11 protein-coding genes are annotated in these 17,319 nt (G+C 43.4%); 3 read left to right on the top strand and 8 right to left on the bottom strand.

The features are described from left to right. The 4 genes from G563_RS0117330 to G563_RS0117305 all read right to left on the bottom strand — a co-directional run. Positions 1–2,582, bottom strand: a 2,582-nt coding sequence (locus G563_RS0117330) for an SdrD B-like domain-containing protein (RefSeq protein WP_157585430.1), incomplete at its 3' end; no start/stop codon positions are given. A gap of 39 nt (positions 2,583–2,621) precedes the next feature. Next, positions 2,622–3,530 carry a DUF11 domain-containing protein gene (locus tag G563_RS0117325; protein ID WP_157585428.1) on the bottom strand — a complete coding sequence of 303 codons (909 nt, stop codon included), beginning with the start codon at positions 3,528–3,530 and terminating at the stop codon, positions 2,622–2,624. A gap of 858 nt (positions 3,531–4,388) precedes the next feature. Continuing rightward, the gene (locus G563_RS37100) at positions 4,389–5,429 is read right to left on the bottom strand and encodes a ParB N-terminal domain-containing protein (RefSeq protein ID WP_051211047.1); all 1,041 of its coding nucleotides are present in this window, start codon (positions 5,427–5,429) and stop codon (positions 4,389–4,391) included. A 4-nt stretch (positions 5,430–5,433) separates the two neighbouring features. Next, entirely contained in the window at positions 5,434–6,384 is a 951-nt protein-coding gene (locus G563_RS0117305; RefSeq protein WP_028666423.1) for a ParA family protein, read from the bottom strand. A gap of 874 nt (positions 6,385–7,258) precedes the next feature. On the opposite strand from G563_RS0117305, the gene G563_RS35100 reads away from it, so the two are divergent. Together G563_RS35100 and G563_RS0117295 are read left to right on the top strand one after the other, a co-directional pair. Then, positions 7,259–10,396 carry a SusC/RagA family TonB-linked outer membrane protein gene (locus G563_RS35100; RefSeq protein ID WP_051211046.1) on the top strand — a complete coding sequence of 1,046 codons (3,138 nt, stop codon included), beginning with the start codon at positions 7,259–7,261 and terminating at the stop codon, positions 10,394–10,396. 34 nt (positions 10,397–10,430) lie between these two features. Further along, on the top strand, positions 10,431–11,960 hold the full coding sequence (locus G563_RS0117295; RefSeq protein ID WP_028666422.1) for a SusD/RagB family nutrient-binding outer membrane lipoprotein: 1,530 nt from the start codon (positions 10,431–10,433) through the stop codon (positions 11,958–11,960). Positions 11,961–12,044: 84 nt separating this feature from the next. Here the strand turns inward: G563_RS0117295 and G563_RS0117290 are convergent, their stop codons facing one another. Further along, positions 12,045–12,692, bottom strand: coding sequence for a recombinase family protein (locus G563_RS0117290; RefSeq protein WP_028666421.1), 648 nt, complete (start codon positions 12,690–12,692; stop codon positions 12,045–12,047). A 334-nt stretch (positions 12,693–13,026) separates the two neighbouring features. Continuing rightward, a complete protein-coding gene (locus G563_RS35095; protein ID WP_169579775.1) occupies positions 13,027–13,590 on the bottom strand; it encodes an RNA-guided endonuclease TnpB family protein in 564 nt (187 codons plus the stop codon). A 100-nt stretch (positions 13,591–13,690) separates the two neighbouring features. Between G563_RS35095 and G563_RS0117275 the strand changes: the two genes are divergently transcribed. After that, complete coding sequence (locus tag G563_RS0117275; protein ID WP_028666420.1) at positions 13,691–13,927, top strand: AbrB/MazE/SpoVT family DNA-binding domain-containing protein; 237 nt, start codon at positions 13,691–13,693, stop codon at positions 13,925–13,927. A 137-nt stretch (positions 13,928–14,064) separates the two neighbouring features. Here the strand turns inward: G563_RS0117275 and G563_RS0117270 are convergent, their stop codons facing one another. Both G563_RS0117270 and G563_RS37095 read right to left on the bottom strand, forming a co-directional pair. Next, positions 14,065–14,979: a T9SS type A sorting domain-containing protein gene (locus tag G563_RS0117270; protein WP_028666419.1), complete on the bottom strand. Its 915-nt coding sequence runs from the start codon at positions 14,977–14,979 to the stop codon at positions 14,065–14,067. Between the two features lie 55 nt (positions 14,980–15,034). Next, positions 15,035–17,176 (bottom strand): cadherin-like domain-containing protein, encoded by a 2,142-nt coding sequence (locus G563_RS37095; RefSeq protein WP_084650896.1) that lies wholly within the window; start codon positions 17,174–17,176, stop codon positions 15,035–15,037. Positions 17,177–17,319: the final 143 nt, after the last annotated feature.

Genomic DNA, 17,319 nt, shown 5'->3' with positions numbered 1-17,319 from the left:
CCAATCGCAGAGCTGATCTCCGCTTTGTTAATAGCCGTACCCGTGAAGCCCGCGTTCACCGTAAAGGTGATGTCGCGCGTGGTGCTAGCTCCCGCCGCCAAACTCCCAATCGGTGTGTTCAAAGTAGCTATGCCACCTGATACGCTCCAATTGGCATCATTCAGCGTCAAACCCGTTGGAATGTAATCCGACACTTGAATGGCTGTCGCATCCACGTTGCCCTGGTTGTAAATCGTAATCGTAAACTTCACCGTGCTGCCAGGGTTGACGCTCGCTGCCTGACCCGCCGCCAAGGTTTTACGCAATGCCAAGTCAAATACCGATGAAACGGAAGTAAATCCAAAATCATAGGTATGGTTATTAGCTCCTGTCTCTCCAGTTTTTAGGTTGATTGTCGGTAGCCCCCCTGAGACAAAGGCATCGTTATTGTTCAACGTAGCCCCTGTGTTGGTACTTGTGGTTTCACCCGGTGCAATTGTCACACTCGTTAGAGTCAGCCCCGTTACTGAAGCATCAGTACCCAAAGAGCTAACTTTTAGCGTGTAGTTGGTAGTGGGCATTAGATTAAGCCCATATTTAGTACTAGTGGTGGATGTGCCGACCGCCGAAGAGAAGATGTAGTTTCCATTAGCATCCGTGATGGCTGTAGCGATGAGTGTCCCACTCGCATCAGTCAGTTGAACAGTTACTCCCGCCAGTGCCGGCTCATCGGGGTCCTGAATGCCGTCGTTATCGGTATCTTTCCAGACGCGGTTACCGATTTCAATGGGGGCTGGATCACAAAGGAGTTCGAGGTCACCTAATCCATTAGCTTTGCCGAAAGTCTCTGCACCCGACGACTTAAAAAGTTCAAATTGATTTGAACGAGTCCCGTTTGTTTCGTTCAAAAATATAACTCCACCGCTTACCGACTGTACTGGATCTATAGCAGTTAAAGCAATTTCGTTTCTTCCTGGCAAAATGGCTAACCCTCCCATTGAAGTTTCTTGATGACCACCTACCCCATTTGTCCAGTTTTCCCCATTATAAAACTCTCCGCCACCCGGCCCCTTACCGTTAGTTGACCCTGTTAAACTTCCAAGTTTTCCTGCTGATTCTAATATATATCCACCTGCGCCATCAGGGATAGCTCCTAATATCTCTCCACCTATTACAGATTCATAAACTGCCGTTCCCGTGGTAGCATAATTATTCCGTCCTGTCTGGTCACCGTATCGATCTCGTAAGCCAACAATCATACGTCCATCTACCGGATCGAATTCAATATCTGACAAGATAGGTTGTGTGTATACGATTAGCCCGAATCCGCGGGGGGTACAATCTTGGAACGGAGGGGTTGCCCAAGCGTGCCATTGCGAACCGGAAGAGCATACAGCATCCGGACCGTAAACAGCGTCCCCTCTTGTATAATTCACAGGAAAACTCAGCACCGACGTAAAGGACGTACCATCAAATTTGTAAACTGTTGCTTTTAAATCCGCCGTGTTTTGTGAGGTCTCTGCCGTACAAACCTGCCCTACATAGACATTGCCCTGATAATACTTCAGGCCCATGTTCACTACATCGTTGTTGCTACACGTCTGTGGAACGATCCAGCTGCTAATCACTGTCTTTGTGGCAACATCAATGGCGTAGAGCTTTTTATCAAACAGGTTTGTCAGATACAATGTTTTTCCATCGTCCGACAGATCAATGTCACCAATGCCTGCTTTACCCACCATTGCAAATGAAGTAGGATCATTGGAGGGTGCTGTCAAGACTCCAAGTCCACGACCAGCATCGTTGGCAATACTGCCAAAATCGATACCCAACGTGGTTAGATCCAGCCACAAACTCGTAGCGTTGGTCGTGGTGTTGGTCACATAAATATTCCCTAAATCTCCCTTGCTGTCATTATTTAAATCGGGTAATCCCACATGGCGTTTTAACCACGAACTGCTATACAGTTGTTTTCCGGTCCGGTCATAGGTCAAACCATAGGTCGAACCGATCTGAGTTTGGGTGGCCAAATGGTTCACAGTCCCCGTTGTACCACTATTGGAGTAAGGCCAACTTACCAGCACATCACCTGTCCCACTGGCAGCCCCATTTACATAACAGGGCGTGGCCAGATTAGGATTACTCTGGCAGTAGTTGACCGGGTAGTTGATGCCAAAATTGACATTGGTGGCAGGGGCCGTCACAAACTGCACCGAGGTGTTATTCTGCGTTCCCTTTGGGCCACTATAATAGTAGGATGGAAACCCTGTAAACTCCACCCGTACCGCCCCCGTCACACCCGTCAAGGTGTAAGTACCGTCGGCAGCAGTCGTTGCCGTCGCTACCTGTGTACCAGACGCATCATAGGCTTTGACAGTAATGCCCCCATAGCCAGGTTCGAGGTTGGGACTAGCTGTTCCCTGTGCGCCGTTGGCATTGAAATCTTGAAAAACTTTGCCGCTTACCTGCGCCTGTGCCACAGAGAGAGTACAGCCCATCACTACCAGTAAAGTTCCCAACCATCGCCACAGACGGCCTTCGCTTTGGAAGGTATACTGCTCCCGAGGAGCAGTATACGTTAAATCTATTAAATGTGTTTTCATTGTATTTTTCGATGTGTAGGTTCGTTTTATGTTGAGGGCTTACTTTACAATAATGATACTGCTGTCCACACAATTAGGCTCCTTGCATTGACTTACAATGACTAACGTCAGATCTTCGTCAGTTGCCGCTTCTGTGCCACCCGGTGTACCCGTTTCATTACCATTGATTGCATCATCCGAAGGTGAGTTTTCTTTACCTCCTGCATCATTAGCCGGGTTTTGATCAGGCGTACTGTCGATATCGGTTACGGTATTGCCATTACTATCTTTTGCACTGCTGATTTCGGCTTTATTGACCAAACTTGTCCCAGTGAAAGTGGATGCTACCTGCAACACAAGGTTCACCGTCGTGCTCATTCCGCTTGCCAACGTGCCCGGCAGGGTCGTTGTCGCGGTGCCTTGGTTATGTACCGTAATCGTAAAGGTTACTTTATATCCCGGTTTGGCAGCAATTGTCGGCCCACTCGCCAATTTCTTGGTTAAGGTCAAGTCAAATACCGGCGTCGGACTCACGGTGATTACTTTGGGATCGGAGTCGTCTGGATCGCTACCATTTTGGCCGTCTTCGTTGATGATACCGTCGTTCTTAGGAGTACCGTCGTTGTTTGGGTTATTATTTGGACTGCTGTCCACATCCGTGCCGCCACTCGCTGCACTGATTTCAGCCGTATTCGTCAGGTTGCCTGTCACGCCCGCATTCACCGTAAAGCTAATGTTGCGCGTGGTGCTGGCACCCGCCGCCAAGCTCGCAATCAGAGTAGCCATGCCGTCGTTGTTGGTGTAGCTCTGGTTGGTCAACGTTACCGGTGTGGCCTTGAGACGGTTGAAAGGTTTTACTTGCCCCACAAGCGTAATGCCGCTCAAGGCAACTGCTCCCGGATTGGTCAACCCAAAAGTGATCTGCGCCACGTCGTTTTGACTCCGAATCGCCTTGGGTGAAAGAATCACCCCGGCCGCTAGGTTACTGTTGAGGCATTGGGTAATGATCACGTAGTCCGGGTCGGCGTCGTCTTCATCGGTCAGGCCACTGTGGTCACCGGGTTGACACATCGCCACACCCCAGTAGCCCATGGCACAGGTAGAATCCATGCGAATTACCTGCAGAAAGGCGCGGTAGGCTTCGATGAGCCAAAAGTCGTGCGGCTGGTTCAACCCCTGGTCAAACCAGCGCTGCGCCTCGGCACTACGGGTATTAATAGACAAATGACTGTTTCCCAACCCTTGCCGAAACATCGGTGGTACGAATCCATCGATACTTGATGCAACGGCAATAGGTAGGGTTGGGATGCAGAGGGCTACCTCTGCTGTAGTAGTGCTTTGGCGGGAGGTTTGGGGTTGGCACGCCCACCTAGCAAGAAAAAACATCATTTCTCCTATGCTCTCCAAACTTAGAGCTTGGGCTCCACGCTTATATGCAATAAAAAAAATATACGTAGTAATAGTCTTCATGCTCCTTGTTTTAATGGGTATATTTTCCAGACTGTGCAAAACAAGGACTGTGCAAAAGAGACTACAGACAAAAAAGAAGGGTGATGTTATGCTATCAATGGTGATATTCGTCTTTTTTGCTTCTCTATTAATAAAGTAGGAGGGCATGCTGCAATTTCCCTGCCGATTGGATGAATTCATGCAGGGGTAGACCTTGCGTCTGTCCTTTTTTTCTCGGAGGGAAGATGCAAATTGGGGCAGGCCTTGCGTCTGCCCCAACGTGGTTATTTTTGGTTTTTAATCATAAAGGACATTTTGTCCCTTATGGTCTTGCAGACAAAGGTCAGACGCAAAATGGGGCAGACGCAAGGCCTGCCCCTACACCGATGTTTTTTTGATTTGGGATGCGCACGCAATAATTTCGTCGCATAGCTCTATAGCTCCTGTTTTTTGTAACTGAAGCGTCAAAGAGGCCAACTGTTTTATCATGGCCTCACGAGTTGTATTTTTTGGAGAAGAAGTTACTGAGAGAGGAGGAGACGTTTTCGCAAGGATTTGCTCAATTTTTTCGACCGTTGTAAGCTCTGATGCTATATCTTCTTTTTTCGCAAGATTTTGAATAAGCCCTTTTTTTACTTTGATTTTTCCCGACAATATATCGGCCTTTAAAGTAGGGGCTAATTTTTCTAAACCCTTGGCAAATTCTGCATCTCGTTTGATTGTTTTTTCACTTACATTAAATTTTTGTCCCAATTTTTCAGACGTAGAAACACTTTCCTGCTCATAAAGGACATTTTGTCCTTTATGCTCTAGAGGGCCTTCTTTTTCGGGCTTCAAGAGTGTGTCATCACCATAAAGGACATTTTGTCCCTTATGCTCTAGATCTCTTTCTTTTTCGTCAATCGATAGTGCTTCATCACCATAAAGGACATTTTGTCCCTTATGCTCTAAGCGCTCATATTTTCCCCTTTCTTGTTTCTGGGTGAGGTATTTCATCCCTCGCAAATAAGACATCTGCTCGGGGCTCAAATTTCGCCGTCCTAGCTGATTATCAATCATATACTGCCTCACATCAAATATACTTTTGAAATCAATCAAATGGATCTTAAAATCTATACCATGTTTGGAACATATGTTGAAGCGGTTATGTCCGTCTACTAATACATATACTATTTGTGAATCATCTAAAGCATTTTCAGACAAGATTTGAGTGGTAGTTTGCCAAATCAACAATGCTTCTCGGCAGCCTTCTTGAAGGATATTTCGCTCAAGTTGCTGATATTCCTCTGCCAACAAAGGAGGTATCAATTGCTCCAATTCCGGCAAAATTTGAATCTGTTTTTTAATTTCTTCAAACTGTAAAAGCCCTTGGTCTTTGATAATTTTTTTTTCGCCTAGCGATATTTGGTATTTTTTCATCAGATTAGTTTTTATTACCCGATAGCTCTCGGGCTAGCTTCAAATAATCTTGCGCGCCATTGGACTCAGGGGCATACCCAAAAATGTCTTGTTGAGCGATTTGAGATTCTTTTAAAGCTACATTTTGTCGGATAAGGGTATCAAAAATTTTAAAGTTGGCAAGCGACTCTTTGATATACTCGATCATATCCCGATGCACCTTCAAGCGAGCATCCACCATTGTCAAGACAATTCCTTCAATCGTCAATTCGTAATTGATTCGATCTCGTACTTGTGTTATCCTATCAAACAAATTATTGACTCCTTTCAACGCAGAAGCTTCGGGCTGTAGCGTAACCAAGCAACTAGAAGAAGCTACTAAAGCTGAATTAGTAAAAATGTTAAGCGCTGGCGGACAGTCAATAAAAATATAATCATACTGATCGCGGATGGGGGCAATGGCATTTTTGAGTTGATTTACTCCCCCAATTACCTGAACAAGCTCCAAATCAGCGTACGCAAGCTCTAAATCACTAGGGGCCAAATGATAATTTTCGGCAATCACATTGATAGGTAGCGGCTCTCCTTTTAATAAAGATTGTACTACTTGCTTTTGGGGGCTATCATTTCCCAAAGCTTGCGAAAGATTGCCTTGGGAGTCCATATCAATCAATAATACCCTATACCCAAGCTTGACGAGTGCTTTGCCTAAGTTGAGGGTAGTAGTGGTTTTGCCTACTCCTCCTTTATGATTGACTACCGAGATTACCTTTGCGCGCCCCCCGCCAAACTCTTTGAGTCCATATTTGACAAGAATAGGGTACAAGCTTGCCAAATGCTTAGGATTAAGCTGACGATCGCCGGTTAGCACTTTGGAGAGAGTACTACCGGGCAATTGGGCTTCTTTCTCCAATACCGAAAGAGAGAGCGCTGGATTTTGCCGTAAAAAAGAAATTGCCTTTTCGTGTGTAATCATACAAGCATAATTTGTCTTAAAATTAGGACAAATTATGCTTTTTGTCAAAACATACCGACAAATGACCCGTTTGTCGGGGGATATTTTTGGTACAATTCAGCCACTAACTCTAGTAGAAGCATAACGGGCAGGTATTGCATAAAGTATGCGACTATCGCTTTGGGATAAAAAAAAGTCTAAGCCGACATGTAGACTTTTTTGATAAAAACCACAATACTGGAATACCAGTATAAGTCTCACAGAACTATATGTTATGAAAATTTAATATAAGTATAGTATCTATATACTATAGACTATGCTTTTAAAAAAGTGTATAACCCTCATAATCTAATGAAAAAAACTATGAAGTGTAATTTTAGGCAAAATTATAATACTTTTTGAAGAGACTGGCGCAATACCCTCTCTATAAGCCGACTCATAGAGAGATTACTTTTTTAGCATTTATAAAACTTTTCATATATTTCGTATGAACTAAATGTTAATATTTTGTTGACAAAATTTTTTTTTCGTTATTAAGTCCCTAATTGAAATAAGTACCCAAAAAAGGATTTTTGTAGTATATTAAATGTACCTAATTTTGCGCCCTTAAAAAAATACCCTAAAATTTTATATACCAAATAGTCCATTACGATGCCTATACAGTACTAGTAACGTAAAGGTGAGTTTAGTCAGTGGCGAAAAAATTTTAGTCAATCTATTAATCACTTTATCCATCAACCAAATGCTTCATTTTTACCTTGACACTTCATTTTTACCTCCTCCTTAATTCAGCGACCTAAATCACTTTCCTGAAGTCGTGAGTGCGATCTTCTTCATACATACGAAGAGGATTTCTTTACCCATTTTTCTATTTTTTAACTTTAATGTAAAACCCATGCGAAAAAAACTACTTTCTTTCACTATGATGAAAGGCAAGAACCGAGCAGGTTTATTGACTGGTTCTTTGCTTTGCTTCGCAGTGTTAACCAACGCTGGTATGGGAGCTTATGCCGCAGCTCCTTTTTCACCAACTGGCAAAATCCAAACTGTAGCTCAGGAAGTTACGGGAACCATTACCGATGACACAGGCGCTCCTCTTCCGGGAGTTAACGTAGTCGAAAAAGGTACTACCAATGGGACCTTAACCGATGCCAACGGAAAATTCAAATTAACCGTAAAAGGCGCTACTTCGGTTCTCTCTATTTCATTTATTGGATATGCAAGCCAAGAAATAGTAGTAGGTTCTCAAAATACACTTTCTATCCAAATGCTAACCGATACCAAGATTTTGAATGAGGTAATCGTAACGGCTTTGGGGGTAAAGCGTGAAGAAAAATCCCTTGGATATGCCGTTCAGAAAGTGGCAGGCCCTGCCGTTCAGACGGTAAAAGGAGTGAGTGTTGGTACCTCACTTACGGGTAGAGTGGCTGGTTTGTGGGTACGAAACAGTACAGAGTTCAACCAGATGCCTGCCATCAGTTTGCGGGGAGAGAGCCCGCTGTTGGTGATTGACGGGGTACCTTACAACAACATCTCCCTTAATAACATTGCTCAGGACGATATCGAAAGTATCGACGTATTGAAAGGCCCAACTGCATCAGCTTTGTACGGTTCGCGGGGAGGGAGCGGTGCCATCATCGTAACTACCAAAAAAGGAAGTGCCAACAAAGGCTTGACGGTGACGGTCAATACCAACAACATGTTTAATGCGGGGTTCTTGATGCTTCCCGAAGTGCAGAGCTCTTATAGCGCAGGGATCGGAGGGGTATATGACCCAACTGACTACGTTTGGGGACAAAAATTGGACATTGGTATCAAAGCCAACCAATGGAACCCAATTACCAAACAAATGGAAATGCAAGAACTCACCTCGAAAGGTAAAAATAACTTCAATGACTTTTTGGTGCCTGGTTTGATTACTAACAACAGCATAAGTGTAGCGCAAACGGGCGAAAATGGAAGTTTCCGCGCTTCGTTGACGCACATTTATAACAAAGGCCAATATCCCAACTTACAATCCAACAACTACAACTTTACGTTGAGTGGTGAAATGAAAGTAGGAGATCGCTTTAAGTTGAGTAGCCAAATGGGCTATAACAAACGCAATGCGCCGCAAATTATGGGGGCGGGTTACAGCGACCAAGGGTATATGTACAATATCTTGATTTGGATGGGACCTGAGTACCGTTTGGCTGATTATAAAGACAATTATTGGTTGATTCCTGATGTTCAACAAAACTGGCATTACAAGGCTTGGTACGACAACCCGTATTTTATGGCCAACGAAAAAGTGTGGGGTGTGTACGAAAACCGTTTGAACGCCAACCTTACTGCTACTTATAAATTGTTTGATGGAGCCAATTTGATTATCCGTCCAGGTTTTGATTTGTATAGCAACGATGAAACGAAACGTAACCCACCAAACATCCTCTCAAACCGTGGTTGGGATACGCCAGGATTGTATTCAATCAATAAACGTACAGGGTATAGCTTCAACGGTGATGCCTTAATTACATATAATAAAAACTTTGGTGATTTAGGTATTGATGCCTTGGGTGGTGCGGCGATTTATACCCTACAAGACAATAACTTATATAGTGCTACTCGTAGTGGTATCTTGATTCCAGGGTATTATTCATTGAATAACTCGGTTGAACGTCCAAACGTAAGTGTTGGAGCAAGTGAGAAACAAGTAAACAGTGCCTACGCGAAATTAACGCTTTCGTATAAAAATATGCTCTTCGTGGATGCAACAGGACGTAACGACTGGAGCTCAACCATGCCGAAAAACTCCCGCTCGTATTTCTATCCATCAGTAGGGGGTAGTTTCGTAATCAGTGAAGTATTGGGTACGTTGCCTTCATGGCTTGATTTCTGGAAATTGCGCGGTTCTTGGACCTTGTCTAAGTCAGATTTGGGAATCTATGCCACCAACCAAACTTATAGCACCACAATCGGTGCTTGGAACACGCTTAACTCAGCGGCTTACCCCACTACGATTCGTAATGCCGAAAACATCTTGCCTGAAACCAACCGTACGTGGGAAATCGGAACGGCAGCTTATTTCTTGAAAAAGCGTTTGAAACTAGATGTAGCTTATTTTAACAAGTATACTTATAACCGTCAGACATTGGCCAATGTTTCAACAGCATCAGGATTCAATAGCACACTTATCAACTGGGACGAAACCATCGTGCGTAGAGGTTTGGAAGTGAGCTTGGATGCGACGATTCTTAAGAAAAATGATTGGCAATGGGATGCTGTCGCCAACTATTCGTACAACCACCGTTACTACAAAGACATTGCAGCTAACTCAGCTAAAAACGCTTGGACAGTGGCAGGTGGACGTATGGATGTATATACAGACCGTGTATGGATGACCGACCCAGCGACGGGTAGTATGATTCACCGTGCCAACGGACTGCCATTGTTGAGTGATTATAGTTACGTACGTGGCTATACGGATCCTAAATTCTTGTGGGGTTTTGCGAATACCATCAAGTACAAACAATTTAACTTAATGGTGAACTTTGACGGTCGTGTGGGTGGTGTTTTGAACAACTATACTTCGTACAAAATGTGGGATACGGGTGCACACCCAGATTCAGACAACCAATGGAGATACGACGAAGTGGTCAACAAAAACAAATCGTTTGTAGGACAAGGAGTAGTCGTGAAATCAGGGGCGGTGACGTTTGATAGCTTTGGAAACATCACCAACGATACGCGCGTATTTGCGCCAAACGAAGCCAAAGTATCTTATCAAGATTATTCACGTTCGTACGGAGATGGAACCCGTGGGATCACCGACGCAACTTTCTTAAAACTGAGAGAAGTATCACTTGGGTACAACTTGCCTGCAAACATTGCCAAATTGCTCGGAGCGCGTTCTGGTTCAATTTCATTGACCGGACAAAACGTGTGGATGTGGACAAAAGCATTCCGTTTTGCTGACCCCGACAAAGCAGATGATACACAGTTGACGTCACCATCGGTTCGTTACATGGGTGGAAACATCACGTTGACGTTCTAAGAATCAATTGCAATCACATTAAAAAGAATTAAGTATGAAATTTACTTGGAAAAAATATATTTTAGTAGCGGTGGCAGGTCTTTCGTTGGGCAGTTGCTCAAATTTTGATGAGATCAATACCAACCCAAACGCCGCCACGAAGGCATCGGCACCGATGCTTGCCTCAACGCTCATCCTTGATATTACCAAAAATTCATTGGGGAGTATTTCTTCGATGATGAATGGGAAATCAATCATTCGGATGGAGTTTCCAGAAAACGCCCAGTACAACTATTTGGGAAGAGCAAACTTTGATGGCCTTGCGGTGTTGAACAACGTCGATAAGATGATTGAACTCTCACCCGATGGAGCTTATAAAAACTCTTACACTGCCCTCGGTAAATTTGTGAAAGCCTACAAGTTTTTCTGGTTGTCGATGCAATTGGGAGATATTCCATATGCAGAGGCGTTGTTGGGAGAAAAAGGGACATTGAACCCTAAGTATTCTACGCAGAAAGAAGTAATGGTGGGGGTATTGAACGAATTGGAAGAAGCCGACAAATTGTTTGCCAGCGGTGTCAAATTCGATGGTGATCCAATCTACAACGGTGATATTACCAAGTGGAGAAAATTGGTTAACTCGTTTGAACTTCAAGTTTTGTTGAATTTGTATCGTAAAACGGGCGATGCTGATTTGAAAGTAAAAGAACGCTTCAATACGATTGCGACCACAAAACCAATTTTTGAAAGCAATGCTGATAACTTCCAATTGACCTATGCTGACTTGGCGGGTCAGCGTTATCCTTTCTACAAATTGGGAAATACTACGCGTATCTATACCATGATGACCAACGTCGTGGTGGATAAACTTAAGGCATTGGAAGACTATCGTTTGTTTTATTACGCAGACCCATCTCCCATTAGAACGGCAAAAGGAGCGGCGATTGATAGCTGGGATTCGTACGTAGGCTATGACCCATCAATGGTGTATTCGGAGTTGTCGACCATTTTTGGAGGAAAGGATTATTCAAACGTAAATAGCCGTTATCTCGAACTTGCCAATGCGGAGCCTGTGTATGTACTTAGTTACGCCATGGTAAAATTTATGTTGGCCGAAGGTGCCCTTCGTGGTTGGACTACTAGCTCGGCAAGCACTCATTATACCGACGGTATCAAAGCTAGTATGAAGTTTACGGCAGGATATACCCCTGACAACGAGCTTTTCCACCATAAACGCAAAATGACCGATGCGTACATCGATGCATACGTGGCTTCTGATAAGGTGAAGTTGAAAACTACGGCAAGTGAGGCGGTTCAGTTGGAACAAATCATCACGCAGCGTTATTTGAGCACGTTTATGCTCCATGCGCCGTTTGATGCGTTTTTTGAAAACCGTCGCACTGGTTTTCCTGTTTTCCCAATCAATCCTAAGTCCAACTTAAATGTACCTTCCGATAAATTCCCCGTTCGTTGGATTTATCCACAAAAAGAGTTGGATTACAATACCACAAATGTAAACACGGCGATTCAATCTCAATACAGTGGTAACGACGATTACAATCAAAGCATGTGGATTCTTAAGTAGTTAGGAAAATACGAGTTTTTAAACAAAAAACCTCTTTGTAACCTCACAAGGAGGTTTTTTGTTTTTCACGTTCTTTTGCTGGTATCAATGCAGTAATCTATAGATAGCCTTCCTATCAAATAGCTTTCCCCTTCGTGTCAGATAGTGCGATTGATTAAGCTTATCTGCAATGGCTTGATAGGTCATCCCCACGTTTCTATATAATGTTGCTAACTCCTTCGCCTGAACATTTGCTTTATGGGTTTTGGCATTTTCTATTCGTATGGCTCGTCCTTTTTCAATCGCTGATAGGGTTAAATTCTCCGGTTTCCCTAATTTAAACCCTTGCGCTTTTTTTTGTGCCAAAGCCGCTTTGGTACGCTCCGAGCCACGTTCAGCTTCATGCTGTGCAAAAGTTACCATGATACCTACTGTGAGCGTATTTGCATCTGGCAAGTCGCAGGCAACAAAATCCACTCCTGAATCTCTCAGTGTCATCACAAATGCCACATTACGACTAAGACGGTCGAGTTTTGCAATTAGCAATTTTGCCCCAAACTTTTGACAGGCTCTGATAGCTTCCTGAATTTTGGGTCGGTTACTTTTTCGACCAGATTCAACTTCGGTAAATTCTTCTAAAACTACATCCTCATCTCGAAGGTACCGCTGAACGATTTCCATTTGATCACTTAACCCTAAACCACTCTTGCCTTGTACCTTGGTTGATACTCGGTAGTAGCAAACATATTTCATGGGCGTTTTACAGTTGTTTTGGCAAAAATACCGATTTTGTGGCATTTTCCAAACGGACATTCGTAAAATGCCACAAATTTTTGCTTCTCCGAAAAATGTGTCATAAAATCAGTCCTGCTGCAAAAATGAGACACGATGCGCCCTGCGCTTGGTCAATGAGAGTACACTAGCTGAATTAGTTGGAAGTGCCGCTAAATTTAAAAGCTTTAAATCTATTTCAAGACAAGGTCTTACGTTACATTACGTATCATTACGTTACATTTTCGTTGACATACTCTCCCGCCTAAAGTCAGGGAGACGGTCGGCTGCAGCCGTTCTAAAACCCACGCACAGCCTAACGGCTCACGTTATGGATTTTGGGCGGTGTCCCCAACCCGAATGATTTAATATTAAGAGCCCCATTAAAGTCTCTATCATTAGTTCTTTGACATTCCTGACAAGTCCAGACTCTATCTTTGAGTTTCAACTCCTTATTGATGTGTCCACAGTGGTTACACATTTTAGAGGAAGGCTCAAAGCGTCCGATTTGAATGTAATTTTTACCGTAACATTCACATTTGTATTGTAAAAAAGTGTTGAATTTAGTCCAACTTACATCGCCTATTGCCTTTGAAAGTTTGTCATTTTTCAGCATACCTTTCACATTCAAATCTTCTACAATGATAGAATCATATTGACTCACCAATTTTGTAGATACTTTGTGTAAAAAGTCATTCCGCTGATTACTGATTTTCTCATGCAACTTGGCAACCCTCAGTCTTTGCTTGTGATAGCCCTTGCTTTGTTCGGCAATTTTCACGCCTTTCTTGTAGCGTCTTGCAAGCGTTCTTTGTTCAACTCTCAATCTTTTCAGGTTTTTATAGAACAGCCCGCCCGCCTTCAACAAATATGGTGCCAATGCAGAGGGGTATGTTACTGAAAAAAGAAAAATGAAAGAATAGAAACCAAACAAAAAGTAATTACGTTATAATTACATATTTCTAAAATCTCAATAGATTATGCGAGTTTCAGTAGTACAAATTGGCAACTCAAAGGGAATACGACTCAGTAAAACCCTTTTGGAGAAATACCACATTACAGACAAAGTAGAGCTTGTGTTGGAGAATGACTATATTGTATTGAAACCTCTCTCTGAACCACGAAAAAATTGGGAAGCAGCATTTGCAGAAACGCACCGTAACGGAGATGACAAATTGCTAATTGATAGCGTTTTTGAAGAAGAAAATTGGGACTAACAATGGCAGATTATTTACGTGGATTGAGAAAATATTTTTCCGCTAGATAATACCAAAACTCCCTATCAGCAAGGCTCATAGGGAGTCGACAACACACTATCTCAAAGTGTAGGACAGTTTTAATAAAATAGGAAAATTCACTTTAGGATTGAGACTTTTTTAGTTACTATTTCATGCTGGTTTGATAAACGTAACACATAACTTCCGCTTTTCATCTTGCTTACACTCATTGAGAGGGTATTGATACCGCGTTTGGTTTTCCAATCTAAATTATGGCGCACTTCCCCACTTACATCCACAAGCGCTACTTGAGTAAGTAAATCGTCACGATCCAAAAAGTACTTAAGCGTCAGTAAATCAGCAGCGGGATTGGGATAGGCCAAAACTTGAAAATTTAGGTCTCCTTCGCTATTCATATTCTCCGCTTGATTTCCTACTTTTTTGGCCAAATCCGCCAAAACGGATGTTAAATTAACAGGAGATGCAAACTGCTCCAGTGGCTGCGCCGTAAGGAGGGGTTTTTGTCCCGAACGAGAATAAAAGCTACTACCTACATTTAGAGCCATGACACGATCGGCAACACGAATAAAAGGGTCGTTGCTTTCAATGGCTTTTACCTCTGCCGAATTGAGTACGTTTCCTTTGAAGCTAAACAAAGCCACCGGTTCTCCCTTCTGAAAAACACCGTAGTTGGTTTCGGAAGGAGCCTTTCCAATCACATAATACTCCGCATTGATACCTTCTTTTCGAAATACCTCCTCAGTGCCTAGCTTAATGGGAGCTTTTTCCCAAGTGCCTCGGATGTCGTGTATTTGAGAAACCACAAAACCTTTCGGCACTTTGAGCGTAAACTGCGCGGTAGCACCTTTTTCCTCGGTATCAGCATTGTGATAGTTTGGGGTTTCATAATCAGGTACCACCCAAGCCGTATAGAGCTGTTTGTCGGCATCATAACTGACCATATACTTTACCGAAAATTTCGATAACGATTGTCCGTATACGAAACCATTTATAAGTCCAAACAAGGCGATAAACAATAGTTTCTTTTTCATGTTTGTAAACCATTTAGTGGCTATCCTTGCTGGAAAAATAACCACGATGAATGCACTATTTTTTTAATTTTTTAACGGTAAGCGGTACGCAAAGTTGAACAGGACAACAGTTGCTAGCGGATTCTATCACCAACGGGCAACATCCACTCGCTGGACAGTTTGCATTGGTAGCCGTATAGGTGTAGCTGCCAATTTCTGAGAGCAACACCACATTGCCGGTGGCTACCTGCTGACCATTTTTGTACCATATTACATTGGTATAGTTTGTGGGCACAGAGGCTTCCACTTTCTCCCCGATACACAATTTGAGCGGAACTGTCACACAAGTACTTGCTTCATTGTTATTTTTGACTGGGTCATTCGTACTGGATTGTACGATGCGTGCATGGTTGAAACTGACCCCTTCTGCTATCACCTTAGCCGTTATGGTCAATATAGCACTATCTCCCGCTGCGAGACTTGGTATATTCCAGAGAGGATTTGAAAAAGTTCCTTTATTTGGTGTTCCTATTAGCAGTTCTAGGCCAGCTCCTACACTATCTTTTACGACTATATTGGTAGCTGCATCAGGGCCTAGGTTGCGCACGACTACGGTGTAGATAAGGCTTTCGTTAAGGGTACGCACTTTATTGCCCGTCAAAGTTTTAGTAACCCGTAAGTCGGCATTGCTGGTAGTAACCACTTGAGGGATGATAAATACAACAGCTTGAGAACAGACTTTGGGTGTATAATTATCGCATATTTCATATACAAATTGGTCGGGGCCAGTATATCCCGGGTTGGGATTATAAGTAAAAGTTCCATTAGGATTGATGACCACGGTGCCGTTAGTAGGGCCTACTATCGGCGTTGTGTTGATGATCAATGTACCTCCTTCGGGGTCTATATCATTGATCAATACGTTGCCGGTGGCGGGACCTGTGGGTGTACGGGTAAACACGTCCGAGTTAGCCACTGGAGGCAGGTTCAAAGCTTCAGTAGCGTAAATATTCAAATCTACGGTAGCGGTTGTACACAAAGAAGGCGTTCCACTATCACATACCCGGTAGGTAAATTTATCATCCCCTACATAGCCTGCGGTAGGGGTGTATGTATAGGTTCCGTTGGGGTTAAGAACAACTGTACCATGCATAGGATTGGAAACGATAGATGCCGTCAAGGTCTGTCCAGGATCTGGATCTGTATCATTGGTAAGTACGTTGCCCGAGACGGGTACGCCCGCCTTAGTAGCAGCGTTATCGCTTAAAGCGACAGGAAGATTGTTGGTAGCTAGCGGATCACGTACCGTAATCAAAACCGTAGCGGTATCACACACGGAGGGTGTACCGCTGTCGCATACTCTATATTTAAAAGTATCGGTACCAGTAAAGTTGTTGTTAGGTGTATAGGTATATCCACCAGCGGTTGTAAGGGTTACTGTTCCACTAGTGGGTTGTTGTACGAGTGTTGTGCTTACGGTCAAAGGAGCCGTCCCCGTTGCTTTGTCGTCGTTGATAAGTACATTCTCTGACACGGGCATATTTTTGACGGTTACGCCATTGTCATCATAAGCATAAATGATGCGTGTACATTCAGCTGCCGGCCCTAAAATATTAATAAATTGTTCTCGTGGTACCACGTTTCCACCCGCTGATTGCCCCGAACGTGAATAAAAACTATTGGCTACGTTGAGCGAATAGCGCGTATCGGCTGCCTCAATAAACGCATCTCCGGGAGGTAACGGCTTAACGGAGCCATAGCAACCATTGCCTTTAAAACTAAACAGGGCTACTGGGGTACCCGCTGAAAAGGTGCCATAGTCGGTTTCGGAAGGCGCTTTTCCAATGACATAGTAGTTGAGGGTTGCATCTAAGCTGGCTGGCCAAGTTTGACCTGCATTGCCAGGACCTAACTTGCGAAAGTCCGAGTCGGTCGTTTTAGTCCAAGTTCCTTTGATGTCGGTGATTTGTGTAATAACAAAATCCTTCGGTACAACAATGGTGTACTGTGCCGTACCACCTTTTTCGGTGGTACCTGCGTTGTTAGTATTGGGGACACCATAATCGGGTATGACCCAAGCCGTGTACGTCTGTGTCGAAGCATCATAAGTAATTTTATATTTGACCGTGTTACTTGATAGCTGCGCCATAGTAATCACATTCACCCCAAGTAGAATCCCTATCATACAAATGAAGGTTCGAGCGAAAATCTTTTTCATTGACTTATCCTTTTAATTGTTTACACTTTAAGTTTTTCTTTAAGGTAGGAGGCTGTCTCAAAAGGGACAGCCTCTTTTTTGTGGGCAGATTTTTTTGTAAATTAGGGCTATGAAACACTCAAGAAATCGGGTGGTATTTAAGC

The sequence above is a fragment of the Runella zeae DSM 19591 genome (assembly GCF_000423565.1).
Taxonomy (GTDB): Bacteria; Bacteroidota; Bacteroidia; order Cytophagales; family Spirosomataceae; genus Runella; species Runella zeae.
Note: the sequence above shows the minus strand (reverse complement) of the source record. Positions and strands in the feature narration are given on the sequence as shown.